Genomic DNA, 26730 nt, shown 5'->3' on the forward strand with positions numbered 1-26730 from the left:
GACTACTTTTTTGTTTTATTCGCAATGATGATGCTATTCTAGCCAGGTTCTGGTACCAATGCCAGCGCCTGCAACAACAGCTCAGGCTCAGCGCTCGCCAAATGTCCTTGCTCACTCAACAAACGTCGCCATTGCCGGGCACCCGGCATGCCCTGAAATAAGCCCAACATATGGCGGGCGATGTGCCAAAAACGCGCCCCTTGCTGTATCTGCTGCTGAATATAGGGTACCATCAAGCGTACCAGTTGATGCTGGCTTGGTACGGCCCAATGATCTTGGTACAACAGCGCATCAACCTGACTCAGCAGATAGGGGTTGGTGTAAGCTTCCCGGCCTATCATCACACCATCCAGTTGCTGTAAATGCTGTTGTGCGTCTGTCAGCGTTTTAATACCACCATTAATGCTGATATCCAGCTGCGGAAAGTCACGTTTAAGCTGATACACCCGATCATAATTGAGTGGCGGGATTTCGCGGTTTTCTTTCGGACTCAAGCCCTTTAACCAGGCTTTACGCGCGTGGATTACAAACTGCTGGCAACCGGCTTCAGCAACAGTAGCAACAAAATCCTGCAAAAACTGATACTCGTCAGAATCATCAATACCAATGCGGGTTTTGACACTGACCGGGATACTGACCACATCCTGCATTGCTTTTACACTATCAGCGACCAGCTGTGGTCTGGCCATCAGGCAGGCGCCAAACATACCGTTTTGTACCCGATCTGACGGGCAGCCAACGTTAAGATTCAACGCATCGTAACCACGCTGCTCAGCCAGCTTGGCGCAATGAGCCAGTTCAGCCGGCTCAGAGCCCCCCAGTTGCAGTACCAGTGGCTGCTCCTGCTGGCTAAAGCCCAGATAGTCGCCTTTGCCATGGATAATGGCACCCGTGGTGACCATTTCGGTATACAACACCGCGTGTTTACTCATCAAACGATGGAAATAACGACAATGCCGATCTGTCCAATCCAGCATCGGAGCAACGGAGAATTTTTGTGGCAGCACAAGGTTGTTCAATTCAGCAGACCTTTCAATAATTAGGTGTGTACCAGGTAGCTGGTCAGCTTTTTAACCAGCGGCAGTACCAACAGTAAGGTTGGAAAAGCAATCAACCAGGACAACCCCCAGGCAGAAAGCCATCCTTGTACCGTAAAGGCTTCCAGACCCAGACTTTTCAAAGTACTAACCAGAGACACAATAAAGGTCATCAATATCGATAACAGTAATGGCATCACAAAAGCAGCCATTTTGGACGGTAATTTGGGCATTCTAGGTTCAACGTCTACTACTAAAGCACCGCATTATACCCTATCTGCGCCTGTGTTGCAGCGTATCGGTATGCCCCGGCAACACTAGCGCAGAACCGGCAATATGATACACTGCGTCAGAAAGGTTGCCGATGGGAGTACAGGAATGTCAACTGAGAGTTTAGTGTCCAGGGCGCGAGCAATTTGCGAGCAAAATGGTGCCCGCTTTACCAGCATTCGGGAAAAAGTGTTTCGCCTGATGGCAGAGAATCATGGTGGTCAGGGTGCCTATGAACTGTTGGAGCAACTGAAACAAACCGAACCTGCGGCTAAACCTGCGACCATTTACCGCGCCCTGGAGTTTTTAACCGAACAAGGCTTTATCCACAAAATTGAATCCAGTAATGCCTTTATGCTGTGCCAGCATTTTGATAAACATCATCCGGCACAGTTGCTGATCTGTGAAAAGTGCGGCAACGTAACCGAACTGCATTCTGCTACCCTGCATACCGAGTTTAGTAAGCAGGCCGCCGCGCTCGGGTTTCATATTCACCATCAAACTATTGAAGCACGGGGCAGTTGTCGGCAATGTCGTGGAAATTAAACGCACAAACTGCTGTTCGCTCTTGTATTATAAAGTAAAAACTTCTAGGCTTAAGACTGTTGCCAGTATGTTGATTCTCAAACCCATAGGCATTTAAATGAATGTTGAATACATAAACCCTTTTCTTTCTTCGTTGGTGAATGTGCTGTCAACTATGGCCAATACCAAGATTGTACCTGGTCAACCGCGTATAAAAAAAGAAGAGGTGGCGCAAGGTGATGTGTCCGGCTTAATCGGCATGGTCGGACCGACTATGAAAGGCTCATTTTCGGTCAGCTTTGACGAAAAGCTCGCGATTGAAATTATGTTCCGGATGCTGGGTGAGCGCCCCAGCGGCATTAACCCCGATGTGACCGATATGGTGGGCGAAATCACCAATATGGTTACTGGCGGTGCCAAGCGGATCCTTGGTGAAAAAGGTTATGAATTTTCAATGGCGACCCCAATCGTAGTCTCCGGGAAGAACCATACTATTACCCATAAATGCGATGGCCCGACTATTCTGATGCCTTTCAGCTCAGAGTTTGGCAAAGTCCATATCGAAGTGAGCTTTGATAAATAGCCGCCTGCTGTAGCGGCTCAGCTTATAACAAATACTGATAATCGACCCGCGGCGTAATATTACATAACAGTTCATAAGGGATGGTTGCTGCGCAGGCAGCCACCCGCTCTATTGCTAGCTCCGGCCCCCACAACACCGCCTCGTCCCCAAGCTTGTCCTGTGCGTTCGGTCCAAGATCGACGGTAATCATATCCATTGATACCCGGCCAGCCAACGGCACCTCGCGACCATTTAACCACACTGGTGTGCCATTGAAGGCATGCCGAGGATAGCCATCACCGTATCCGACAGCAATTACGCCAACAGTGGTATCACAAGCCGCCTGCCAATGCCCGCCATAGCCAACCCGCTCACCGGCCCGCACCTTACGCAACGCAATCAGACGACTACTCAGACGCATTACCGGCTGTAAATGATGCGCAGTGCCAATCTGGTCAATAAAAGGCGAAATGCCGTGTAACATCAGCCCAGGCCTTACCCACTCAGCATGGCTTTGCGGAAAGGCCAGAATCGCCGCTGAGTTGGCCAAGCTACGCTGTTCTGCTTTACCGGCAATAAGATCAGTAAATACCGCCAATTGCTGCAAGGTACGATCTGAGCCGGGCTCATCAGCACAGCAAAAATGGCTCATCAGGCGGATCCCCGGTAACACTGCGCTGCATTGCCACAAGCGACGGTAAAAGTCGTCAAATTGCGCCGGCTCGATGCCCAGCCGGTGCATACCGCTATCGATCTTTAGCCAGACCTTTAACTGGCCATCCAGTGCCGCTTGCTCCAGCGCCTGTAGTTGTAGTTCGTTATGCACCACGGTTTGCAGATTATTGGCCAGTAACAGCGGCAGCTCAGCGGCCTCATAAAAGCCCTCGAGTAACACTATCGGTTTCACAATGCCGCCAGTACGCAGCGCCAGGGCTTCATCTATTCGTGCCACCGCAAAGGCATCGGCATCACTGAGTGCTTGTGCCACCCTGACCAAACCATGGCCATAGGCATTCGCTTTTAACACCGCCAATACCTGACTCTGTGGTGCCAATTGCCGCACCCGGGCTAGATTATGTTGTAGCGCCTGCAAATTGATCTGCGCGACCGGCCGCCGACTCATTAATACTCATCCTCAAAACGGGCACTGCCGGCATAGTTATCAAAGCGCGAGAAATGGCCGTGGAAAGTTAGACGCACCCGGCCAATTGGGCCGTTCCGCTGCTTACCGATAATAATTTCAGCCGTACCTTTATCTGCTGTATCCTCGTGGTAGACCTCATCACGATAGATAAACATAATCAAATCCGCATCCTGTTCTATCGAACCCGATTCCCGCAAGTCAGAGTTCACCGGCCGCTTATCGGCGCGTTGTTCCAGTGAACGGTTAAGCTGCGATAGCGCAACTACCGGCACTTTCAATTCTTTTGCCAGGGCTTTTAACGAGCGGGAAATTTCGGCGATCTCCAGGGTGCGGTTTTCACTCATCCCGGGTACCGTCATCAGCTGCAGATAGTCGACCATAATCATGCTTAAGCCACCGTGCTCGCGGGCAATTCGCCTTGCCCTCGAACGCACTTCGGTAGGGGTTAAGCCTGAGGCATCATCGATATACATTTTGCCTTTGCTGTTCAGAAGCTCTATCGCCGATGACAAGCGCGCCCAATCTTCATCTTCCAGCTGGCCGGTACGCACCTTGGTCTGGTTAATCCGGCCTAATGAGGCCAGCATCCGCATCATAATCTGGTCTGACGGCATCTCTAAGCTGAAAATCAATACCGGCTTATCGCTGGTAATAGCCGCATGTTCACACAGATTCATGGCAAAGGTGGTTTTACCCATTGATGGTCGCGCCGCGACGATAATCAGGTCCGACGGCTGCAAACCATTGGTCATCTTGTCCAGATCGACATAGCCGGTCGACACGCCGGTGATACCGTTTTGCGGTGAACGATACAGCGCATCAATTTTATCAATGGTTTTGGCGAGGATGCTGTTGATGGGCTCCGGCCCTTCATTGGCTTTGGCGCGTTGCTCGGCAATCTTGAATACTTTGGTTTCGGCAAAGTCCAGCAGCTCTGCCGCAGTGCGGCCCTGCGTATCGTAGCCGGCGTCAGCGATATCATGGGCAACACCAATCATATCCCGCACTACCGCGCGTTCGCGCACGATATCGGCATAGGCCAGAATATTCGCAGCGCTGGGGGTGTTTTTGGCAATTTCGCCCAAATAAGCAAAGCCGCCAATATCATCCAGCTGTTGATTGGCTTCCAGCGCTTCGGAAACGGTGATCAGGTCAATCGGCTGGTTACCTTCTGCCAGCCGTGCCATCGCATTAAAAATCAGCCGGTGCGAGCGCAGATAAAAATCATGCTCGACTACCTTTTCAGAAACCCGGTCCCAGGCTTCATTATCCAGCATCAGGCCACCCAGCACCGATTGCTCCGCTTCAATCGAATGCGGCGGCATCTTTACTGCTGCAACCTGTTTATCTTTTACACTTTGTTGTGCCACGTTTTACTACCACAGGAAAAACTTGCTGATGGCGTCATGCTAACCCGCGACTGCGCCAAAGCCAATTAAAGCTTATAAAATTTTATGCGCTACCAACTGACTGGCAGTTGAATAGGATATGGATAGTAAGGAAAAACACACAGGAAAAACAGATGATGCGGAAAATAACAAACGCACTGCCAGGCGGCAGTGCGTCTTAGCCATGATTAGGCTTCAGCGATGATCACAACCTTAATGGTTGCAATCACTTCTGCGTGTAACTGCAGATCGATTTCGAACTCGCCAGTTTCACGTAAAGTGCCGTTTGGTAACTTCACTTCCGCTTTAGCTACAGCTACGCCGGCTTCAGTGATCGCATCAGCGATATCACGAGTACCAACAGAACCGAACAGTTTACCCTCGTCACCCGCTTTAGAAGCGATGGTAACCTGAGCCAGTTCAGCAACCTTAGCAGCACGGTCGTTAGCTACTGCTAAGTCAGCAGCCAGTTTGGCTTCTAATTCAGCACGACGGGCTTCGAACTTCTCGATGTTAGCCTTAGTAGCCGGAACTGCTTTACCCTGTGGGAATAAGAAGTTACGGGCATAACCAGACTTAACAGTTACATTGTCACCTAAACCACCCAGGTTTGCGACTTTGTCTAACAGAATAATTTGCATTGCCTATACCCCTCTGTATTAGCTGTGTGAGTCGCTGTATGGTAACAGAGCCAGGTAACGAGCGCGTTTGATGGCGCGGGCTAACTGACGCTGATATTTAGCGCTGGTGCCAGTAATACGGCTTGGTACGATCTTGCCACTTTCTGTAACATAGTTTTTCAGAACGGCGGTGTCTTTGTAATCAATCTCTACAGTGCCTTCTGCAGAAAAACGGCAGAATTTACGGCGACGGAAAAAACGTGACATTTGTCTGTCTCCTAACTTAATTGTTCAATCTGTTGCGCATGCAGGACCAGTTTTGCCTGACCACTGCGGCTTTGGTGCCGGTTTAAAAAACCACTCACCCGAACCATGCTGCCCAACGTCAGATGCTGAGCGTGTTGTTGTAACACTGTGCCACTTAATACCACCTGCATCCGGACATAAGCCTGGCGGTTTAAGCCAGCTTCCTGTTGCATGCTGCGATGTTCCAGGGTTAACACAGTGTGCGGGATCCCCGCCGGACTCTCGCTGCGCTCAGGGTGCCGGCAAAGGGCGCCGCTTAGCACAAGGATATTGTCCATTTACAACTTACTCGTCGTTTGCTACTTGCTCTTCAGTTTCACGAGGAGCACGCTCACGACGCTCTTCACGTACCTTAGCCATTGGTGATGGCTCAACGATGGCACCGTTAGTGCGCATAATCAGGTTACGTAATACCGCATCGTTGTAGCGGAAGTTAGTTTCCAGCTCATCGATCACGCTTTGTGGTGCTTCCACGTTCATCAGCACATAGTGTGCTTTGTGCAGTTTTTGAATTGGGTAAGCCAGTTGACGACGACCCCAATCTTCTAAACGGTGGATAGAACCGCCCGCTTCTTTGATCGCGCCAGTGTAACGCTCGATCATACCAGGCACTTGTTCACTCTGATCTGGGTGAACCATAAAAACGATTTCGTAATGACGCATTGTAGCTCCTTACGGTTAGTAAGCCTCGGAAGAACTCGGCCGGGTTCTTATAAAGGCAAGGAACGTTGAGTGTATGGCCGAAGGTCGCGTATTTTAAGGACTCAGCCGTGAAATAACAAGTGAAAGCGGCAGATTGCACAAAAAAAGTTCAGGCCAGCAAGCTGGCCTGAACATTAGATACACCGGGTGAGCAACTTTAACGTGCCACAGTCTGGCAACGGGCGCCGTTAAGCCGCACACTCTTGCCTGAACCCGGATGCTGTAAAATACAGCTGTCTCCCGCCTTAACCAGTACAAAGCGATAGGACGGTAATTGGTGACGACCGTCCAAGGGGCGACCTTGGCTATCGAGCGGCATTCGCTGCTCAATAAACAGCTCCGGACTCTGTTGCAGTACATCATCGGCTAAGGTCACAGTGTTACCACCGACAATACTGGTAATAAAATCGTTCAGTTGCTGGCGGACTTCAGCGCCACCAGCCACTAACACAGCCGGCTCTGCCGCTGCACCACTTTGACAGCCGGTCAGTAACAACATACTGCCCAAGGTCAAGATGGTTATCGCTTTCACGGGTTACCCTCCGCCGGCTGCAGTTCAGTCATCAGCTTATTATTAAACAGAATGTCCTGATAACGAGGATCTAACAAACGCATCTTGCCAGCCGCGTCGTCATCCACCCGGGCATGATTATCAGACATTTGTAAGCTACCAAACCCAGCACTGCCTGCTTCAACCATCGGGCAGCGATCATTCTGCGCATAATAAACCGCCGCGCCAAGTAAACGTTCGGCAGGATCGCCCAGCTGTTTGCTGAAGTCATCCGCCAGTGGACAGCCTTTCACATCAGCCTGGAACACCGGATTGGTTTTTGGAATAAAGCCGTCGGCATATTCACCAAAACCTTTGGCATTTACGCCGGTAAACTGGATGGTGAAGTAAGTCGTACCACAGTTGTCAGTCGGATAAAAACCATAAGGCTTACCACAGGTTTGATCGCCAATCAGGATCACCTCAACATCAATCCCGCGCAAACCATTGATAAAGGCTTCACTGGCAGAGCAGGTGTTCCCGGTACTTAAGATAAAGACCCGGCTTAGATTTAATGACGGCAAATCAGTGTCAGTCAGGCGCCCTGCTTCATAATCAATGACTTTCGAATAAAACGGCACCGGAGACAATGTCTGACCGGTAACCGGGTTGGTATTCGGATATTTATCATTAAAGATAGTCCGTTCAAAGAAGCTACCCTGAATAATATTCGGACCCGTTACCATATAACCGAGCTGAGATGCCAAGGCTAGCAAACCACCGCCGTTATAGCGTAAATCAATCACCAACTCGTCAATATTGGCATCCGCGAACTGGTTTACTGCGCTAATCAATTGCTGCTGTGCCAGCGCAATATGACTGTTAAATTGCACGTAGCCCACCTTACCGGCAAAGGTATCCAACACTCTGACATTTTGCACCGGCGACGCAGCCACATTAGCCGATGTCATACTTACGGCTTTACGTGCACCCGCAGCCGATTCAAACACAAAGTCAAAGCGCTGGCCGGTAGCTGACGGGAAAAGTGCGCGATTTAGCAGGTCAACACCGGCTTGGGTATTATCGTTAACAAAGTCAATGCCATTAACACTTAGTAATCTGTCACCCCTTACCAGACCCGCATTGGCTGCCGGTGAGTTTGGCTCGGTGTAAGCAATCGTCAGTTCACGTGGTGGGGTGTTACGACCAAAAGACCAACGAATACCATAGCCAGCGGATACGCCGGCTTGCGTTTGTTGCTGGTATTCAGCGGTGTTCTCAGTAAAGTGGAAATTATCTTTCGGCGTGCCTGAGTCGGTTAGCTGTTCTGTTTTAAGCAGATTAAAATACTGAGCCACACTGTAGGGTGCCGGATCACGATCAACGACTTCGCGATACCAAAGATAAGTATTATTAGTCCAGGAACGTAACCACATTTTTTCGTGCATAGCGGTGCCGGCACGATCCGGATAAGGACGGTTACTATTAAAAGGGTCAGTACCGGTACGCGGCGTTTGACAGAAGTTCTTTAAGGTACTTTCGGCCGGGAACTGGCCAGCAACCCAGGTTGGAGCGGTAGGCGTGGTATTGCCAGAACCGCCACCACCACCGGCAGAGCCACCGGAACCACCACCGCCACACGCCGTCAGCGTTATCACGGAAAGTGACAACAATGACATTGTTAATGATTTTTTACTAATCATATGCAACCTCCACTATTTAATTCAGGGCTTCCAGCTAAAAATTTACCCGAAATTAACATGAAAGTTTCGGTGGTGCAAGCACCCACAGTCAGAGGGTGGCGGGCCAGTTACACCTGCTGCCGTTGCCGTACTGCTTCAAATAAGCAAATGCCAGTAGCAACCGAAACGTTCAAACTCGACACCGAGCCAAACATCGGTATCTTTACCAGGGCATCACAGGTTTCCCGGGTCAGACGCCGTAAGCCCTCGCCTTCGGCGCCTAATACCAGCGCTAAAGGCCCAGTTAAATCGGCCTGGTAGACCAGGGTTTCAGTTTCACCGGCAGTACCTACTACCCAAACCCCTGCTTGCTGTAATTGGCGTAAGGTGCGCGCCAGATTCGTTACCGTAATAAAGGGCACCGATTCGGCGGCACCGCAGGCGACCTTGCGTACCACTGATGTTAATTTTACTGAGCGATCTTTTGGTGCGATCACCGCATGCACACCGGCCGCATCCGCGCTACGTAAAATGGCACCCAGGTTATGCGGATCAGTCACACCGTCCAGCACCAATAACAAGGGTTTACTCTGGGTTTCAATAATCGCCGCCAGATCAGCCTCGTTACCACTGCTGCTTAACCGTGCTTTAGCCACAATACCCTGATGCTGGCCGCCGACCATCTCATCCAGGGTTTTACGATTACAAAATTGCACTGAAATGCCGTGTTGCCGCGCTTGCTGCAACAATGGCTGCATCCGTTTGTCGTCGCGGTCTTTTAACGCGAAAATTTCCAGCACATCCTGTGGCGCGCGTTTTAATAAGGCTTCGACCGCGTGCAGGCCAAATACCAGATCATTACTCATAGCTTACCTGTAGTGAATTACAGAGCGCCGGATTAGCGGCGACTCTTGGATTTCTTTGCTTTGGGCACAGCAGGCTTTTTACCTGCCGGGGCTTTGGCTGCTTTGGTGGTTTTGCCTGCTTTGGTTGCTTTGCCCGCCTTGGCCGGCGCAGTTTTGCCAGCTTGCCGCGCCAGTTTTTCTTCAAAAGCGGCATTTTTACTGGCTTTAATCTGCCGGCCAGAAACCTGGGTGCGAGCTTCGCCCACCAGTACCAGATCAATTTTCCGCGCTTCCAGATTCACCGCCACCACTTTCACGGTCACCGCATCGCCCATCCGGTAACTGACACCTGAGTGCTCACCGGTCAGAATTTGCCGTTCGGTATCAAAGCGGTAATAGTCATTCTGCAGCGAGGTGACATGCACCAAACCTTCAATATACAAGTCACTCAGTCTGACAAAGAGCCCAAAATTGGTGACGGTTGACACCACCCCCGGAAACTCTGAGCCCAGGTGATCCTGCATATATTCACATTTTAGCCAGTCGGCGACTTCACGGGTCGCATCATCGGCCCGCCGCTCCGTCATCGAGCACTGCTCACCGAGTGGCGCCATATCTTTTTCAATATAGGCTTTCGGACCGGTAACCTGCTGGCCTTGTTTCGCCAGAATGGCTTTAATGGCCCGGTGCAGCACCAGATCCGGATAGCGGCGAATTGGCGAGGTAAAGTGGGCATAGGCTTCCAGCGCCAAACCAAAGTGTCCCTGGTTATCACCCTGATATACCGCTTGTTTCATTGAGCGCAACATCGTGGTTTCAATCAGTTCGCGGTCGGGGCGATCGGACAAACGCGCCAACACCTCAGTCAGCTCCAACGGTGTCGGCTCATCTGACAGATTGGCTTCAATGCCCAGCTCAGCTAAAAAGCGTTTAAAGTTAGCAAAGCGATCGCCATCCGGCCGCTCGTGTACGCGGAATAAGGCATGAGCTTCATGCTTCTCAATAAAGCGTGCCGCCGCCACGTTGGCCATAATCATACATTCTTCAATGATCTTATGCGCTTCGTTGCGATGCACCGGCACAATCTGCTCAATCTTGCGGTGGCTGTTAAAGATAAAACGGGTTTCCACGGTTTCAAATTCAATGGCACCGCGCTGTGCCCGTACTTTCGCCAGTTTTTTATACAGGCTGTACAGAGTTTCCAGGTTGGTTAGCTGGGCGGCATATTCCTGCCGTAGCTTAGGATCGCCCTGTAAAATGGCATGCACCTTGTTATAGGTAAAGCGCGCCGCTGAATGCATCACCGCTTCATAAAACTGATAGCTTTCCAGCTTGCCGTGCGCACTGATATGCATTTCAGCGACAAAGCATAAGCGGTCAACGTGCGGATTTAATGAGCACAGACCATTCGACAAGGCTTCGGGCAACATAGGAACCACATGGTCCGGAAAGTACACCGAGTTCCCGCGCTCCAGCGCACTGTGATCCAGAGGTGTGCCAAATTGCACATAAGCGCTGACATCAGCAATCGCGACCCACAGCTTCCAGCCGCCGTTCTCTTTGGCTTCGGCATAGACCGCATCGTCAAAGTCACGGGCATCTTCACCGTCGATAGTCACCAAAGGTAACTGCGTCAAATCAACCCGCCCCTGTTTAGCCGCAGCAGGTACCTCTTCGCCAAATTTCGCGACTTGCTGAATCACCGCATCGGAAAAGACGTGCGGGATCTGATGATTTCGGATCGCCACTTCGATTTCCATCCCGGGCGCCATATGCTCGCCCAGTACTTCGACCACCCGCCCCATGGCGTTCACCCGCTTCGATGGCCGCTGCGTAATTTCTACTAATACCACCTGACCATGGCGGGCCGCACCCTGCTCACCTTCAGGCACAATAATATCCTGGCAGATCCGCGCATCATCGGGCACTACAACGCAAAGCGCATGGTCTTTATAATAACGGCCGACAATGGCTTCGCTGCGCGGCTCTAAGACCCGCACCACCCGCGCTTCGATCTTATCTTTGCTTTTCACGCTGGCAGCGGTCGCCAGCACCTTATCGCCTGGCAGCAAACGCTGCATTTCATGGAACGGCAGATACCAGTCTGGCCCGCCTTGTTCTAATTTTAAAAAGCCAAAGCCCTCACGATGACCCATCACCGTGCCTTTGACTAAATCCATGTGATCGACTAACCCATAGCGCTTACTTTTGGTAAACAGCAGCTGGCCATCGCGCTCCATAGCACGTAAGCGCTTTTTCAGCGCAAAGATCGCCTCATCGTCATTCAGACCAAGTTCGCTTACCAGTTCTTCAAAGTAGGCCGGCTGTTGCCGTTTTTCGATGTGCTCGAGAATAAACTCGCGGCTGGGGATAGGGTTGTCGTATTTTTCTTGCTCACGCGCAAGATGCGGATCATTTACCGTCATTAATTAAACTTTTGTTTCCTTTCGATACTATTCAGTGTAACACCCCGCAGAGAAAATGAGATGAATTTCATCTGACAGGGCGTTCGGCATTCGCCACTACCCGTGCTGGCATCTTGTCTGCCAGCTGTTTTTTCAGGCGATTGATTTTAGCATGAGTTGCCTGATCTGCGGTAATGCTATGATGTAACCAGCGATAAGCTTGCTCGAAATCGTTTGGACTACCTTGCCCCGCGACCAGAATTTCCGCCAGCCGCAGCTGCGCCTTTAAATTACCCATCGCCGCCGCTTCGCGTAAATAGATAATCGCTTTCGCCAGATCCTGCTGCACAAAACGGCCAATATGATAATAGCGGCCAATTTGTTCCAGCCCCTCCGGTAGTCCCTGAGATGCTGCCTGCAACATAAAATCCCAACCACGCTCCACGTCACGTGGCACGCAAACGCCATAGGCCAGCATATCGCCAAACAAAAACTGGTAAGATGGTAGCTTCATGATCTCAGCCCGGGCTTCGATATCCTGCACCAGCTGACATTCATCTGCCTTAACCCGCTGTAAATGACTATTTACCCGAATCATTTTCAGCAGTTCATCCTGAGTATATAACTCTACCGGTTGCAGCTCCTGCGCTGATAATACCGGAATCAGCAGCAAGGTGATGAGTGCTGTCAGAGCTGAAGATTTTCGCATAGCGTCAGATTACCGTTGTTAAGGTTGGGTCTGGAAAATCTTAGCAAATTTTGCGCCAGCTTACTGCTCATTATAAAACCGCCAGCTGGGTTGATTACGTACGGCAGTGGCAGTTTGCTGCAGCAGGCCACTTGGTTCCGCCGACGCGCTGGCTAAACTCACTGCCGGACAGCGGCCAAGCTGAATGTAATCAACCGCTGCCGCATATAAGGGATCATTAGGTACACCCCAATCACCCACTACAGCTGGCGTAATGGCACAATTTGGTGTCAGACCATTAAAGTAGTCTCCAAAGTCCAACGCATTAACGGTTTGAAAATTGATCGCAAATAAACGGAAATTGCCAACAGGTGTCGGAATCTGCCCCACCGGCTTACCACAGGTACGCTCACCAATCTGAATGACATCGATAAAAGGACTGAGGGAGTTAATGACCAATTCACTCGACGAGCAGCTGCCGGGAGTAGTTAACACCAAGACCCGTGACAGATTTAACAGGGTGCGCCCCTGACCAAGTGAGAACAATACCGTGTTGTTACTGGCAGTATTTTTATCATTATAGCGGTATTTCACAAACACTTTGCCTTGCAGCTGCGGATAGGCAATATGCGAACTTAACTGATTTGCCACCCGGATCAGTCCGCCGCCGTTATAGCGCAAATCCAAAATTAACTCGTCAATCTGTTGCTGATTAAAATACGCGAAGGCTTGCTCCAGCTCTGTTTCGGACAGCTCGATAAAACTATTAAACACCAGATAACCAACTTTGCGCGCTGCCAGTTGCTGCACGGAACGATGCAACACGGTATTGGTCGACACCCGGCTCTTTACCAGATCCGCCCGCTGCTCAACACCATCAGGCTGTCGCCAAACAAAATTACGCACCACTCCGGCCTGATTTGGGCCATAAATGTCTTCACTACTATAACGACCACTGTCAAAGCCGCTCAGCCATTCACTGACGCTGATCCCCTCAATAGTGACGATTTTGTCACCGCGTTTTAATCCTTGTTCAGCGGCGGGGCTTTGTGGGTAAACATAGATCACCTGTAGCGCCGAAGCGTTATCAGCACGCTGGCTGGCAAAGCCAAAACCGAAAAATACCGCATTAATAAAGCGGTCCTGGTATTCCTGTTCGGTTAACATAAAACTGTAATTGTCCCGCGCTGCCAGACTGGCATAAAAATAGTCTTGCGGATTACTGAAACTGTCTGGCGCCGGATTGCGTAGCTCCCGGTACCACAAATAATTACGGCTGAGCTCACAACCTATCCGGGCGTTGATACTAGTTTGCTGACAAAGCTCCGCATTACCAGGAGCAACCGGCTGGCTGTCTGAGCCACCACAGCCAGCCAACAGCATTAACGCCGTAAACACCACCAAGCGCATCAACATCGTATTCCTCCATCAGCACCGCTTAATTTAGCAAAAAGCTTACGTCTTAATTATTGCCAAAGTTTGGTTATAGCACAGCTTGAGTTAAAGCATACCTGCTTTGCCGGCAAAATCCGGGTAAAAAAAACGCTGCCAGGTGGCAGCGTTATTTGACGATTCAGCGCTTAATCCGCGAATGGATGGGTCAGCACAATGGTTTGTACCCGATCCGGGCCAGTTGACACTATGTCAATTGGCACACCGGTCACTTCTTCCAACCGCTTGATATAGTTACGGGCCGCTTGTGGCAATTGCTCCAGTTGCTGAATACCAAAGGTCGTTTCGCTCCAGCCGGGCATTTCTTCGTAGACCGGTTGCACCAGCTCAAAGCCTTCTGCAGCCAGAGGCGGCGTCTGTAATACAGAGCCGTCAGGCTGACGATAGCCAATACAGATTTTCACTGTTTCCAGGCCATCCAGTACGTCCAGCTTGGTTAAACAGAAACCGGAAATACTGTTCAGCTGCACGGCACGGCGCACAGCCACGGCATCAAACCAGCCACAGCGACGTTTACGGCCAGTAGTGGCACCAAATTCGTGACCTTTTACTCCCAGGTGTTCGCCGATGGCGCAATCCAGCTCTGTTGGGAACGGGCCTGAACCGACGCGAGTCGTGTAGGCTTTAACGATACCCAACACATAATCCAGATAACGCGGGCCAAAACCACAGCCGGTTGCTACGCCACCGGCCGTTGTATTGGAGGATGTGACGTAAGGATAGGTACCGTGGTCAATATCCAGTAGCGTGCCCTGCGCACCTTCGAACATAATGCGCTGGCCGTTTTTGCGCGCCTGATCTAACAGCTCAGTGACGTCAACCACCAGCGATTTCAGTAAGTCGGCCATTGCCAGCGCATTGTCCAGCGTGGTCTGATAATCAATGGCATCCACTTTATAATATTGGGTCAGGGTAAAGTTATGCAGATCCATTACTGTTTTCAGCTTCTCAGCAAACAGTTCCGGATTAAACAAATCACCTACCCGCAAACCACGACGCGCAACTTTGTCTTCATAAGCCGGGCCAATACCGCGGCCGGTAGTACCGATTGGCTTATCGCCACGGGCTTTTTCGCGGGCAACATCAAGAGCAACGTGGAATGGCAGAATTAATGGACAGGCTTCGCTAACCAGTAAACGGTCTTTAACCGGCACGCCGCGCTGTTCCAGCATGGTCATTTCTTTTAAGAAAGCTTCCGGTGATAACACTACGCCATTACCAATCACACATTTTACGTTATCACGCAAAATACCGGACGGGATCAGGTGCAATACCGTTTTCTCACCGTTAATCACCAATGTATGCCCGGCATTATGGCCGCCCTGATAGCGCACCACATAGCTGGCTTTATCGGTTAATAAGTCAACAATCTTACCTTTACCTTCGTCACCCCATTGGGTGCCGAGCACAACGACGTTCTTAGCCATGGTTCCCACATCACGGAAAAAATTAGGCGTGGATTTTAACAAAAGCCCGCCGAAGTTTCAGCCGTCCAGACGAAAAAAAGGCCATGATTTTTCATGGCCAATTAAACTAATTGATTTATAAGGATTTAAGGCAAGATAAATCGAACTGATCAGCGTTCTGATACAAGGCAAAACCAAACCGCAACCGATCTGCACGGTAATCTGTCTCGATAGCATGATGTTTTAGATGCGCGGCCAGTTCTGCGACCTGACTGGCACTAGCCAGCCGAAAGGTAAAAAAGTGTCCGTGTGCCGGTTCAGATAACAACAAGTTACTACGGTTTAACAGCGGGTGCTCAAGCTTATCGATTAAGGTTAAAAAATGCTGTTGCAGCTGCTGCACATACTGATGGATCCTGCCCACCGTAATACCTTGTTGTTTAAACAGCAACAAAGCGGCTTCCAAACGGTACAAAGCAGTAAAATCCATAGTCGCACCAGCAAAGCGGTAACCGTCCTCGCTATACAGCACTAAAGCCGATTTCTGTGCCGCCAGAGTACCAAATTCAGCGAACCAGCCGGTATAGAGTGGGCGCAGTTGACAACCTGTGGGCACTGCCATAAAACAGCAGCCCTCACCACCCTGCGCATATTTGTAGCTGCCCGCCAGATAAAAAATCCGCTCAGCAATTTCTGCCAGATCGGTCGGTAAAGCCATAAAACCATGGTAGCCATCAATCACCAGCATCGCTGTCGTTACCTCTGCCAGACCTTTGACAAAGGTTGGCAGATCGGCAATCGCATAGCCAGAGTTAAAAAATACCTGACTGCAAAACACCAGCTGATAATCATCGGCAGCGGCGGCTGCGGTAAATCTCTCGCTAAAAGTGGCAAAGGGCTCGGTTGGGATCTGTACCACGTCTATATTAGCTAACTCGCTTAGACGCTTAATCTGGCGTTGAAAGCTGTAAAACTCGCTGTCAGTGGTCAGTACTCTTAACGGCCGTTGCCAATCGAAGCAGCTGAGCAGTCGCATCACAAACTCGTGCGTATTAGCGGCGAACACAATTTGTTCCGGCTGTGGTAAGTTTAGGACATCAGCGATAAGCTGTTGTGTATGCGGAATTTTCTGACCAAAGATCAGCTGCCACTTATCATCCACCAAGCGCGCACTGTCATCCCAGTAGGCCAACTGCGCATCGCGGGTTACGTCCGGCCAATAGTGATGAGAATGGCAGGCAAAGTGTTGCTTGCCTTGGTTAGCGCCAAGAAAATGTTGATAAAACTGTTGATACATACCCTACCCTCTGGCTTTGTCCGAACCGGTTTTATAGCAAAAAGGCCCATACAGGGCCTTTTCTATCGGTCAAACAGCGGTTAGTTGCTAACTTTATCAGAACGCATATATTTGAAGAAATCGTTGTCAGGTTGTACCACCAACACATCATTCTTCGAATTAAAGCTGTTGCGATACGCCTCTAAGCTGCGTACAAAAGCATAGAACTCGGCATTTTTACTATACATATCAGCATAGACTTTCGCTGCTGTCGCATCACCTTCACCGCGCACGGTACGCGAATTCCGCTCGGCATCCGCCAGCATAACGGTAACGCGGGCATCAACATCGGCACGGATAATCTCTGCCTGCTCCCGGCCACGGGCGCGGTGTTCATCGGCTACCGCTTTTCGCTCAGCACGCATCCGGGCAAAGATCGAATCACTGATCTCGGTTGGCAGGTTAATTTGCTTTACCCGCACATCAATCACTTCGATACCCAGCTCATTGGCTGCCTGCGCCGCTTGCGATAAGGCGCTTTGCATTAACTGGGTCCGTTCGCCAGAGACAATTTCCTGAATGGTGCGGCTACCAAACTCGGTCCGTAAACCGTTATTGATATACTGCTTTAACAGCACTTCAGCTTGGGACTTAATACCACCGGTAGATAAGAAGAAAGCACCAAAGTCCTTAATCCGCCACTTAACATAGCTATCCACTAACAGGTCTTTTTTCTCAGCGGTCACGAAACGATCTGCCTGATCGTCCAGAGTTTGCACCCGGGCGTCAAGTTTGCGCACTTCCTGGATTACCGGCAATTTAAAGTGCAAACCCGGCTCATAAACCAGCACCCGGTTTTCCGCATCACGCTGAATCTTGCCGAACTGAGTGACAATGGCACGCTGCCCTTCCGGCACTACGAAAATAGCCGATACCACAATCAGCGCAACCACAACTACAATAGCAATAATAAAATTCTTCATCCGATGTTACCTCCCACTTGCACTGCGTGGTGAACTGCTGCGAACCGGCACTTGCTGCACTGGGGCATTACTGCTATCCAGGCTTGGGCGCACCGGCTGGCTGGCCGGAGTATTGGTCGCACTGGCGGCGCCTTGTTTCATTAGCTGATCCAGCGGCAAATACATCAGGTTGTTGCTGTTTTTGACATCAACCAGAATTTTCGAGGTACTGCTGTAAACCTGTTCCATCGTCTCAAGATACATCCGATCCCGGGTCACTTGTGGCGCAGCCAGGTACTGTGGCAACAGCTGTTCGAAACGGGCCACTTCACCCTGAGCTTTCAACACGATTTGCTGTTTATAGGCTTCGGCTTCCTGCATTACGCGGTTGACCTGGCCACGGGCGCGCGGTTCCACTTCACGGGCATAAGCCGTTGCTTCCTGCACGAAACGCTCCTGATCTTCCTGCGCTTTGATGGCATCGTCGAAAGCATCACGCACTTCTTCCGGTGGCCGGGCATCACGGAAGTTAACATCCACCAGCGTCAGACCCATGTTATAAGGCTGAATAATGCTTTCCAGTTCCTGACGGGTATTTTGCCGCACGACTTCACGGCCACGGGTCAGAACGTCATCCATAATAGAATGACCAATCACAAAACGTAGTGCTGCATCAGTGGCTTCGCGTAAGCTACGATCGGCATCCACTACTGAGAACAGGTATTGGCGGGCATTGAAAATGCGGTATTGAATTTCAAAGGTCACCCGAACCAGGTTTTGATCCTGAGTTAACATAAAACCATCAGTGCGCAGTGAACGAACTTCCTGAGTGTTAACCGGGGTCACAGTATCAATAAAGGTGGGTTTCCAATGGATACCAGCGCCCACTTCAGTGTGGTACTGGCCAAAGCGCAGGACAACGCCGCGTTCCGCATCTTTAATGGTATAGAAACCGCTCAGGCCCCATACCAGTAGGGCGACAACAATAATCACCGTCATCAGTGCAGAGGCACCATTACCACCGGTGTTATTACCCTTACCGCCAAAGATACCGCCAAATTTCTTACCGAAATTGCGAAACACTTCATCTAAATCGGGCGGGCCTTGATCCCGACCACCTTGCTTCCAGGGGTCGTTATTCTTGCCGTTATTGCCCGGCTCATTCCAAGCCATGCTTAACTCCACTTATAAAGTTGCTATCAAAGGTTAATGTATCAAAAAACTGGCGGCCTGACGATATAGTTTTCCAGCGGCTGCTCGCATTGCTTTAACAATCGGGCCCAGTTCGCTGCCGTTATTTTTAAGCTCAACTCACAGCTACCGTCTTCCTGATACTGTTCATGCTGCACTGCTTGTAAGGCAAATAATTGTGCCCGAATTTGGCTAAGTCGCGGCGGCAGACGCAGTACAAGCTGCAAATGCTGCTGTGACAGTAACTGGATAACTGCCTGTTGCAGCAAATCCAGACCAGCACCGGTTTTCGCAGATAACCAAACTGCCTCGGGTAACCCCTGTTCGTTATAATCAATACGGGGAGACTGCGCTAACTGGTCAATTTTGTTGTAAACCAGTAATTGAGGCACCTCAGCAGCGTCAATTTCTGTTAACACCAGCTGCACTTGCCGCATATTTTCTGCCCGTCGGGCATCGGCGGCATCAATCACATGTAGCTGTAAATCGGCATCCCGGGTTTCCTGCAGGGTTGACTTAAATGCGGCCACTAAATCATGTGGCAAGTGTCGGATAAAGCCAACGGTATCGGCCAGGATCGCCTCGCCAAACTGCGGTAGCTCAATACGACGCAGCGTCGGATCGAGCGTCGCAAATAGCTGGTCAGCCGCATAAACTTCCGCGGTGGTCAGACGGTTAAATAAGGTTGATTTGCCGGCATTGGTGTAGCCAACGATGGAGAGTACCGGCTGCTCTGAGCGCTGCCGGGCGCGACGGCCCTGCTCACGCTGCCGGCCTAGTTTATCCAGCCGGATTTTTAACGCCTTTACTCTGTCGCGCAACAGCCGACGGTCAGTTTCCAAGCGGGTTTCACCCGGACCGCGCAAACCGATACCGCCTTTTTGCCGCTCATTATCGAAACCACGGATTAATCGGGATGCGAGGTGTTGCAGCTGCGCCAGCTCGACTTGCAGCTTGCCTTCATAGGTTCGGGCGCGTTGGGCAAAGATATCCAGGATCAGGCTGGTGCGATCAATAACCCGCGCCTGACACAAACGCTCCAGATTTCGTGTCTGACTCGGACTTAACTCGTTATTGAAAATCACCACTGTCGCGCCCGTGTCAGCGACCAGGGCGGCGAGCTCGGCAGCCTTGCCCGAGCCAATAAACAGTTTGGCATCAGGAGCCTGTCGACTGCAGGATAATTCTCCCAACACAACCACACCCGCAGAAGCTACTAACATCCGTAGCTCCTGCAGATCTTCGGTTGAGTGTTCCTGCGGGAAATTAACGTGTACCAGTACGGCTTGCTCAGCCGGCTCAGCCAGATCAAACAAGCGCTGTTACTCCGCTAATTATTCAACATCCTCGTTATCGTCGGCAGTACCATTCTGGCTGGTCATCGTATTGACTGCACGTGCTGGTACCACGGTAGAAATGGCGTGTTTATAAACCATTTGGCTGACTGTATTTTTCAGCAAAATCACGAACTGATCGAAAGACTCAACCTGCCCCTGTAATTTAATCCCATTCACCAAGTAAATTGAAACAGGAATGCGTTCCCGTCTTAAGGTGTTCAAAAATGGGTCTTGTAATGATTGGCCTTTTGCCATGTCACGCTTTCCTTTTTTATTAAGTATGCCTGATATAGGTATTATTTTTTTTATTTCAAGTTGTTAAACGTGAAATTTTTGCTGCCATTTTTAGCTTAGCGAAGAAACGACAGCTTGCAAGTTTTCTGACAGTTCTGCTTCTGTTTTTAACCAGATCAAATCGGGCCAGCTACGCAGCCAGGTCAACTGACGTTTTGCCAGCTGCCGGGTTGCTGCGATGCCTTGACTGACCATGGTCGGATAATCAATTTTACCGTCCAGATAATCCCACATCTGACGATAGCCGACACAGCGCATCGAAGGTAAGTCCGGATGCAAATCGCCGCGTTGATATAACTGTCGCACTTCCTGTTCAAAGCCTTGCGCTAACATCTGCAAAAAGCGTTGTTCTATACGCTGATGCAGCAGGGCACGATCAACCGGCGCTATCGCAAATTGCCGTACCGGGTAAGGCAGCGGCTCACCGGCGGCTGCGGTCAGTTCGGTCAAGCTTTGCCCGGAAATCCGGTATACCTCAAGCGCCCGGTTAATCCGCTGTGGATCATTCGGATGGATCCTGCTTGCTGATACGGGATCCACTAAGGCTAACTCTGCATGTAACGCTGTCCAGCCTTTGACAGCCGCTTCGGCTTCGAGTTCCGCCCGTACTGCCGGATCTGCGGCCGGTAAGCTGGAAATGCCCTGCAATAACGCCTTGAAATAGAGCATAGTGCCACCAACCAGAATCGGTGTATTACCCCGCGCTCTGATGTCAGCAATTAATGCCAGCGCATCAGCACGAAAATCCGCCGCTGAGTAGCTGTCAGCCGGATCACGGATATCCAGCAAATAATGCGGCGCTGCCGCTTGCTCTGCCGCATCGGGTTTAGCGGTACCAATATCCATGCCCCGATACACCAGCGCGCTATCAACGCTGATTAACTCGGCGGTTTGCAAATGCTGTTTTAACGCTATTGCCAGTGCCGTTTTACCTGAGGCGGTGGGCCCCATAATACAGATCACCGGCTGTTCAACTGCCATGACCGCGCTCCGGTAAGCTGTCTGCCCAGGCGGCAACATTCAGCAGTTGTGCCGTCGGATGCTGCGATGTTAAGAGCTGTGAATAAGAGTTTAACAAAATTTCTGCCTGCAGAAAATTGGCTGATAGTAGTAGCGCTAATAGCACTGTCGCTGTGACCGCTTGCTGCGCTTGGCGACCTTGCTGCAGCATTAAACTAAACCAGTCACTGATCGCCGTGTGCCGCAACCACTGCGGTACCGCCCGGATAATGGCGGTATTATCTCTGATCAACAGATCAAAACCCAGCTCTTCCAGTGCCGCAGCTTGTTGCAGCAGCCAGTCTAATTCTGGTGTTATCAGTTGTAGCCGCAGCGGTAACAATAAGGGCGCGCTGACTACTTGCTGCTGCCATGCCAGGGCCGCAGCTTGCGTCAGATCTTGCAGATATAATTGCTGTTGCTCTGACCAGAGCACATAGCGGTTCTCAACCAGAAGGTAAGAACCCTGCGCCTTTTGCGGCAGGGCTTGTGCAGTGCTACTGGCCAGATACGTCAGCTGAGCGTTAACGGTGCTAGTGTTAACCTCTTTGCCAGGGCCACCCGTTAAGCTGCTTCGCTGCGAAGAATTGACCTTGCCCACCGGATTTTGAGCAGTGAATTGCAGTCGCCCTTCACCGACACTTCGCCCAGCAGGACTGTTGCTATCCGCCTGCAGCGGCCTTTGATAATGGTTATCTTTAGTGATAGCCGGCCAAGTTGCAACCGGCTCCGCTGAGGTAGGGCTAGGCTTGATGCCGGTTTGCGCTGTGCTGGGTGGCGCCGCCATTGCCAAGCTTTGCTGCAGCGCATCTGCTAAAGCACTGACCACAAAATCATGTACCAGTCGCGCCTGATGAAAACGCACCTCATGTTTTGCCGGATGCACATTAACATCCACTTCGGATGGCGCTAACTCCAGATATAACACAAAGGCCGGTTGTTGTTCGGCGCTGAGTTGTTCACCGTACGCCTGCCGGATTGCATGATTCAGCAATTTATCCCGCATCATCCGGCCGTTAACATAACTGTACTGGCAGGCGGCCTGTGTCTGGCAAGCGGCAGGCGGCAAAATCCAGCCACTAAGGCGGATTTGCTGATACTGATTTTCAATCCACACTGCCTGTTCAGCAAAAGCCCGGCCACAGATCGCCGCTAAGCGCTTTTGCCGCGCGCCCTGATGCTGGCAAAGAGGTAACCGGCGTATCGGCTGGCCGTTATGGGTTAACGACCAGCTAACATCAAACCGGCTCAGCGCCAGCCGTTTGACCAGCTCATCAATATGACTAAATTCGGTTTTATCGCTGCGTAAAAAACGCCGCCGGGCTGGGGTATTGAAGAACAGATCAAGCACTTCGATACTGGTGCCATCCGGATGGGCAGCGGGCCGCACCTGCACCGCCATGTCCCGGCCTTCAGCACTGGCTTGCCAGGCTTTATCCTGCGCGGCCGGTTTTGAGGTCAGAGTTAACCGGGAGACCGAGCTGATACTGGCGAGAGCTTCACCGCGAAAGCCGAGACTACAAATTTGCTCCAAATCGGCCAGGCTACTGATCTTACTGGTCGCATGCCGGCTTAACGCCAGCACCAGTTCCTGCTCGGCAATACCATTGCCATTGTCGCGGATCAGGATTTTCTTACTGCCGCCCTTCTCTATTTCCAGCTCGATTTGCGTCGCACCGGCGTCCAGGCTGTTCTCTACCAGTTCTTTTACCACTGATGCCGGGCGCTCTACCACCTCACCGGCAGCAATCTGGTTCGCCAGCTGCGGCGGCAATAATTGAATGGGCATCTCAGGGGATCCGTAACACCTGACCGATACGCAGGCTATCAGAACGTAACTGATTGTGCGTGCGTAACTCGTCTATCGACACATTATAACGTTGCGCCAGTAGTGACAGCGATTCGCCAGCCTGAACACGGTGTTCTTTCGCCCGACGCTGGGCGAACAACGAATCTGCCGGTGGCGACAACTCAAAGTGCCGGCGCACACCATTAAAAATGGATTGCACCAGTTTTTGCTGATGGCCAGGCGTCCGTAATAAGCGCTCTTCCTGTGGATTGGAAATAAAACCCACTTCAACCAAAATCGATGGAATATCGGGCGCTCGTAATACCCCTAAACTGGCGGCCTGCGGTTCGCGCTTATGCAAGGTAGTAATTTTACCCATCTCAGATAACACCTGATTCGCCACCTGATGCGCAGTGACCATCGAATGATTCATCGACAAGTCCAGTACCGTTTGTGCCAGATAGCGTTCATTGGCCGAGTCTTTAATCACCTCGGCCACGCCACCTAACAGTTCACCGTGACGCTCGGTTTGTTCCAACATCCGGCCCACTTCTGAGGTAGCGCGACGCAGTGATAAAACCCAGACGGCAGCGCCGCGCGGATGTGGCGAAGTAAAAGCATCGGCATGCACGGAAATCAAAAGATCGGCTTGCAACCGCCGGGCAATATCAGTGCGGTTATTGACCGGAATATAATAATCGCCGGTACGCACCAGCGCCGCTTTCATACCAGGCTCACGGTTAAAACGTTCAACCAAGGCTTTGGCTAATGGCAAGGTCAGGTTTTTCTCAAAAGTGCCGGAAGGACCAATAGAACCAGGGTCGTTTCCACCATGCCCGGCATCTACGGCAATAATAATATCGCGCGCTGCCCGAATACTGGCAGGTACCGGTGTTCTGGCCGGCGTAGTATTGGCTGGAGTTGTTGCCACAGGACGACTGGCCTGGCTGGCATTAGCGCTACTGGCCGCAGCGCTGGCCGTCAGCGGTAGATCGACAACCAGCCGGTGCCCGAAACTGTCCACCGGGGTTAACGCAAACACATTCGGCTTTATCGTTTGGGTCAGATCGAGCACAATACGCATCTTGCCCTGACCACCACTGCTACGAATGCCGCTAATCAACGGCGATTGCCCGTTGCTGGCTGGTAACGCCGGGCTACCTCGAACGTTACTGAGATCAATCACTAAACGATCAGGTTTATCGAGGGTAAAGTATTTAAAATCCGGCGCCGATGCCAAATCAAAGACCACCCGCGTATTATCCGATGCCGGAGCAATCCGCACACTTTGTACCTGCGCGCTTGCCTGCACCAGCGGTGCGGCAAATAAACAGATTAAGACCAGAACCAGCAGTGACAGCGCGTTATTTTTGCTCATTATCCGTCAATATCGTTATTATTTTACTGCCTGCCTGACTGCCCGCTACTAACTGCAAAGTGCGCAGTTCTCCCTGCTGAGTCAGTTGTAATTGTAAATCGGCTTGCGGCAAATAACCGGCGCCCCGCTCCGGCCATTCGATTAAACATAAGCTGTTTGGATTAAAGTAATCCCTTATGCCCATAAATTCCAGCTCTTCCGGATCATGCAGCCGATATAAATCAAAGTGATATACCTGCAACTCCGCCAACTGATAGGGTTCGACCAGCGTATAGGTCGGGCTTTTTACCGCGCCCGGATGCCCCAGCGCCTGAATCAGCCCACGGCAAAAGGTCGTTTTCCCAGCCCCCAGGTCACCTTGCAAAAACACCACCATACCACCATGCAACAGGCCGGCTAATCTTGCCGCCAGGGCCAGGGTAGCAGCTTCTGATTGCAGTGTAAGGTGGTGTTGACTCACTATCTGATCCTACCGTGCTTGATATCACTTTCTGGCTGGCTATGGTAACAAAGGAACAAGCCAGACAGCCAGTAAAACCAATAAAATACCGCCATTGGACGTCTAAGTTGCCGATTAGTTCCGGTTAGTGACACAACGCGGCTGCCAAAAGTAAGTTGTGATAATATAAAGCCTTCTTAACAGGCGTTATAACATGCAAGCAGAAAAGATCCGCAATCAGATTAAAGCCTGGGCCAAAGAGCTGGGCTTTCAGGCCTGTGGCATTAGCCGGCCACAGCTGGGTGCAGAACAAGAACAGCGTTTACAGCAGTGGCTGGACGCCGGTTACCATGGTGAAATGCAGTATATGGCAGAGCATGGCATGTTGCGCGCCAGACCTGCCGGGCTGCATCCGGGGACCTTGAGTGTAATCAGCGTGCGCCTGGATTACCTGCCAAAAGCGGCGGCCTTTGCCACGAATCTGGCCGACCCCAGCCAGGCCTATATCAGCCGCTATGCGCTGGGTCGCGATTATCATAAATTAATGCGTAACCGCTTAAAGCAACTGGGACAAAAAATTGCCACCCTGATCTCGGATCTGGACGGCCGGCCCTTTGTAGATTCGGCGCCGATTTTAGAACGGCCTTTAGCGCAGCAAGCCGGCCTGGGCTGGATAGGGAAACACAGTCTACTGCTGGCTGAAGAAGCCGGTTCCTGGTTTTTTCTCGGCGAGTTACTGGTTAATCTGGAACTGCCGGTTGACCAACCACACCCCGGCGATTGCGGCAGCTGCGTCGCCTGTATTACCAGCTGCCCTACCGGCGCTATCGTTGCGCCCTATGTCGTTGATGCCCGCCGCTGCATCTCCTATCTGACAATTGAGCTGAAAGGCGCCATTCCAACGGAATTCAGACCCTTACTGGGTAATCGCATTTACGGCTGTGATGATTGCCAGCTGGTATGCCCGGTGAACCGGCAGGCACCGCTGACTGCGGAGCCGGATTTTCAACGCCGGCCGCAGTGGCAGGATCAATCGCTGCTGGCATTATTTCAGTGGGATGAAACGACCTTCCTGCGCCTGACCGAAGGCAGTGCCATCCGGCGTATTGGTTTTGAACGTTGGCAGCGCAACCTGGCAGTGGCGCTGGGTAATGCCCCCTACCAGCCGGAAATTGTCGCCTCGCTTAAGCAGGCACAGCCAACAGCGACGCCGCTGGTTGCCGAACATATTGAGTGGGCCTTGCAGCAACAAAAACAAAAAAGCTATCTGGCGCAGAATCTGTTACCACGTAGTACCGAAAGACTGGTGCGGATTATTCAGAAGGGCTTGCCCAGAGATGCTGGCTAAGTTGGGCATCACGCTGTGCCTGGCGAGCTGCCGCCAGCACACAAATTTGTTGCTGTCGGGCGCTTGAGGCCTGATGCCATTCGGTAATTTCACTGAGTAAACGGCCGCAGCCAAGGCAACAGTCCTGCTGATCCAGACAACAATTACGCACACAAGGGGACTTAACCATACGCAGTCCTCTACAACGGCTTATCG

The 26730-nt window shown here is 51.3% G+C and carries 28 protein-coding genes; 3 read left to right on the forward strand and 25 right to left on the reverse strand.

All coding sequences use genetic code 11. From position 1 onward, the window contains the following. Positions 1 to 38: 38 nt before the first annotated feature. Positions 39 to 1019: a tRNA dihydrouridine(20/20a) synthase DusA gene (dusA, locus tag AGRI_RS08000; protein WP_040291683.1), complete on the reverse strand. Its 981-nt coding sequence runs from the start codon at positions 1017 to 1019 to the stop codon at positions 39 to 41. Positions 1020 to 1039: 20 nt separating this feature from the next. Then, positions 1040 to 1270 carry a DUF2798 domain-containing protein gene (locus AGRI_RS08005; RefSeq protein WP_008984451.1) on the reverse strand — a complete coding sequence of 77 codons (231 nt, stop codon included), beginning with the start codon at positions 1268 to 1270 and terminating at the stop codon, positions 1040 to 1042. A gap of 145 nt (positions 1271 to 1415) precedes the next feature. On the opposite strand from AGRI_RS08005, the gene AGRI_RS08010 reads away from it, so the two are divergent. Next, positions 1416 to 1853, forward strand: coding sequence for a transcriptional repressor (locus tag AGRI_RS08010; RefSeq protein WP_008984452.1), 438 nt, complete (start codon positions 1416 to 1418; stop codon positions 1851 to 1853). Positions 1854 to 1950: 97 nt separating this feature from the next. After that, positions 1951 to 2415, forward strand: a complete 465-nt coding sequence (locus AGRI_RS08015; RefSeq protein WP_008984453.1) for a chemotaxis protein CheX — start codon at positions 1951 to 1953, stop codon at positions 2413 to 2415. A gap of 22 nt (positions 2416 to 2437) precedes the next feature. Here AGRI_RS08015 and alr read toward each other — a convergent pair whose 3' ends face one another. The 22 genes from alr to tsaE form a co-directional block, all read right to left on the reverse strand. Further along, a complete protein-coding gene (gene alr, locus AGRI_RS08020; protein WP_008984454.1) occupies positions 2438 to 3517 on the reverse strand; it encodes an alanine racemase in 1080 nt (359 codons plus the stop codon). Continuing rightward, the gene (gene dnaB, locus AGRI_RS08025) at positions 3517 to 4908 is read right to left on the reverse strand and encodes a replicative DNA helicase (protein ID WP_008984455.1); all 1392 of its coding nucleotides are present in this window, start codon (positions 4906 to 4908) and stop codon (positions 3517 to 3519) included. Before dnaB ends, alr begins: the two co-directional genes overlap by 1 nt. 206 nt (positions 4909 to 5114) lie before the next feature. Next, positions 5115 to 5567: a 50S ribosomal protein L9 gene (gene rplI, locus AGRI_RS08030; RefSeq protein WP_008984456.1), complete on the reverse strand. Its 453-nt coding sequence runs from the start codon at positions 5565 to 5567 to the stop codon at positions 5115 to 5117. An 18-nt stretch (positions 5568 to 5585) separates the two neighbouring features. Beyond that, positions 5586 to 5813 carry a 30S ribosomal protein S18 gene (gene rpsR / locus AGRI_RS08035; RefSeq protein ID WP_008218940.1) on the reverse strand — a complete coding sequence of 76 codons (228 nt, stop codon included), beginning with the start codon at positions 5811 to 5813 and terminating at the stop codon, positions 5586 to 5588. 11 nt (positions 5814 to 5824) lie between these two features. After that, positions 5825 to 6130: a primosomal replication protein N gene (priB, locus tag AGRI_RS08040; RefSeq protein ID WP_040291688.1), complete on the reverse strand. Its 306-nt coding sequence runs from the start codon at positions 6128 to 6130 to the stop codon at positions 5825 to 5827. A gap of 7 nt (positions 6131 to 6137) precedes the next feature. After that, a complete protein-coding gene (gene rpsF, locus AGRI_RS08045; RefSeq protein WP_008984458.1) occupies positions 6138 to 6515 on the reverse strand; it encodes a 30S ribosomal protein S6 in 378 nt (125 codons plus the stop codon). A 196-nt stretch (positions 6516 to 6711) separates the two neighbouring features. Then, positions 6712 to 7086: a Slp family lipoprotein gene (locus tag AGRI_RS08050; protein ID WP_008984459.1), complete on the reverse strand. Its 375-nt coding sequence runs from the start codon at positions 7084 to 7086 to the stop codon at positions 6712 to 6714. Next, entirely contained in the window at positions 7083 to 8747 is a 1665-nt protein-coding gene (locus AGRI_RS08055) for a S41 family peptidase (RefSeq protein ID WP_008984460.1), read from the reverse strand. The genes AGRI_RS08050 and AGRI_RS08055 overlap by 4 nt, the downstream gene beginning before the upstream one ends. Positions 8748 to 8854: 107 nt before the next feature. Beyond that, the gene (gene rlmB / locus AGRI_RS08060) at positions 8855 to 9592 is read right to left on the reverse strand and encodes a 23S rRNA (guanosine(2251)-2'-O)-methyltransferase RlmB (RefSeq protein ID WP_008984461.1); all 738 of its coding nucleotides are present in this window, start codon (positions 9590 to 9592) and stop codon (positions 8855 to 8857) included. 32 nt (positions 9593 to 9624) lie between these two features. Then, positions 9625 to 11997 (reverse strand): ribonuclease R, encoded by a 2373-nt coding sequence (rnr, locus tag AGRI_RS08065; protein ID WP_008984462.1) that lies wholly within the window; start codon positions 11995 to 11997, stop codon positions 9625 to 9627. Between the two features lie 67 nt (positions 11998 to 12064). Continuing rightward, complete coding sequence (locus AGRI_RS08070; protein WP_008984463.1) at positions 12065 to 12685, reverse strand: tetratricopeptide repeat protein; 621 nt, start codon at positions 12683 to 12685, stop codon at positions 12065 to 12067. A gap of 60 nt (positions 12686 to 12745) precedes the next feature. After that, a complete protein-coding gene (locus tag AGRI_RS08075) occupies positions 12746 to 14080 on the reverse strand; it encodes a S41 family peptidase (protein WP_008984464.1) in 1335 nt (444 codons plus the stop codon). 164 nt (positions 14081 to 14244) lie between these two features. Further along, positions 14245 to 15543: an adenylosuccinate synthase gene (locus tag AGRI_RS08080; protein ID WP_008984465.1), complete on the reverse strand. Its 1299-nt coding sequence runs from the start codon at positions 15541 to 15543 to the stop codon at positions 14245 to 14247. Positions 15544 to 15658: 115 nt separating this feature from the next. Next, the gene (locus AGRI_RS08085) at positions 15659 to 16819 is read right to left on the reverse strand and encodes an aminotransferase class V-fold PLP-dependent enzyme (protein WP_008984466.1); all 1161 of its coding nucleotides are present in this window, start codon (positions 16817 to 16819) and stop codon (positions 15659 to 15661) included. 80 nt (positions 16820 to 16899) lie between these two features. Continuing rightward, the gene (hflC, locus tag AGRI_RS08090) at positions 16900 to 17781 is read right to left on the reverse strand and encodes a protease modulator HflC (protein ID WP_008984467.1); all 882 of its coding nucleotides are present in this window, start codon (positions 17779 to 17781) and stop codon (positions 16900 to 16902) included. A gap of 6 nt (positions 17782 to 17787) precedes the next feature. Further along, entirely contained in the window at positions 17788 to 18933 is a 1146-nt protein-coding gene (hflK, locus tag AGRI_RS08095) for an FtsH protease activity modulator HflK (RefSeq protein WP_008984468.1), read from the reverse strand. Positions 18934 to 18974: 41 nt separating this feature from the next. Then, complete coding sequence (gene hflX, locus AGRI_RS08100; protein ID WP_008984469.1) at positions 18975 to 20267, reverse strand: ribosome rescue GTPase HflX; 1293 nt, start codon at positions 20265 to 20267, stop codon at positions 18975 to 18977. 18 nt (positions 20268 to 20285) lie between these two features. Beyond that, positions 20286 to 20543, reverse strand: coding sequence for an RNA chaperone Hfq (hfq, locus tag AGRI_RS08105; RefSeq protein WP_008984470.1), 258 nt, complete (start codon positions 20541 to 20543; stop codon positions 20286 to 20288). Between the two features lie 90 nt (positions 20544 to 20633). After that, positions 20634 to 21563: a tRNA (adenosine(37)-N6)-dimethylallyltransferase MiaA gene (gene miaA, locus AGRI_RS08110; RefSeq protein ID WP_008984471.1), complete on the reverse strand. Its 930-nt coding sequence runs from the start codon at positions 21561 to 21563 to the stop codon at positions 20634 to 20636. After that, a complete protein-coding gene (mutL, locus tag AGRI_RS08115; RefSeq protein WP_008984472.1) occupies positions 21553 to 23370 on the reverse strand; it encodes a DNA mismatch repair endonuclease MutL in 1818 nt (605 codons plus the stop codon). The genes miaA and mutL overlap by 11 nt, the downstream gene beginning before the upstream one ends. 1 nt (position 23371) lies before the next feature. Beyond that, positions 23372 to 24748, reverse strand: coding sequence for an N-acetylmuramoyl-L-alanine amidase (locus AGRI_RS08120; protein WP_008984473.1), 1377 nt, complete (start codon positions 24746 to 24748; stop codon positions 23372 to 23374). Further along, entirely contained in the window at positions 24735 to 25208 is a 474-nt protein-coding gene (gene tsaE, locus AGRI_RS08125; RefSeq protein ID WP_008984474.1) for a tRNA (adenosine(37)-N6)-threonylcarbamoyltransferase complex ATPase subunit type 1 TsaE, read from the reverse strand. The genes AGRI_RS08120 and tsaE overlap by 14 nt, the downstream gene beginning before the upstream one ends. Before the next feature lie 193 nt (positions 25209 to 25401). On the opposite strand from tsaE, the gene queG reads away from it, so the two are divergent. After that, complete coding sequence (gene queG / locus AGRI_RS08130) at positions 25402 to 26535, forward strand: tRNA epoxyqueuosine(34) reductase QueG (RefSeq protein ID WP_008984475.1); 1134 nt, start codon at positions 25402 to 25404, stop codon at positions 26533 to 26535. Here the strand turns inward: queG and AGRI_RS16375 are convergent. Further along, the gene (locus AGRI_RS16375; RefSeq protein WP_008984476.1) at positions 26501 to 26704 is read right to left on the reverse strand and encodes a DUF1289 domain-containing protein; all 204 of its coding nucleotides are present in this window, start codon (positions 26702 to 26704) and stop codon (positions 26501 to 26503) included. The two genes, queG and AGRI_RS16375, sit on opposite strands and share 35 nt — an antisense overlap. Between the last annotated feature and the right edge of the window lie 26 nt (positions 26705 to 26730).

The sequence above is a fragment of the Alishewanella agri BL06 genome (assembly GCF_000272005.1).
GTDB classification, from domain to species: Bacteria; Pseudomonadota; Gammaproteobacteria; order Enterobacterales; family Alteromonadaceae; genus Alishewanella; species Alishewanella agri.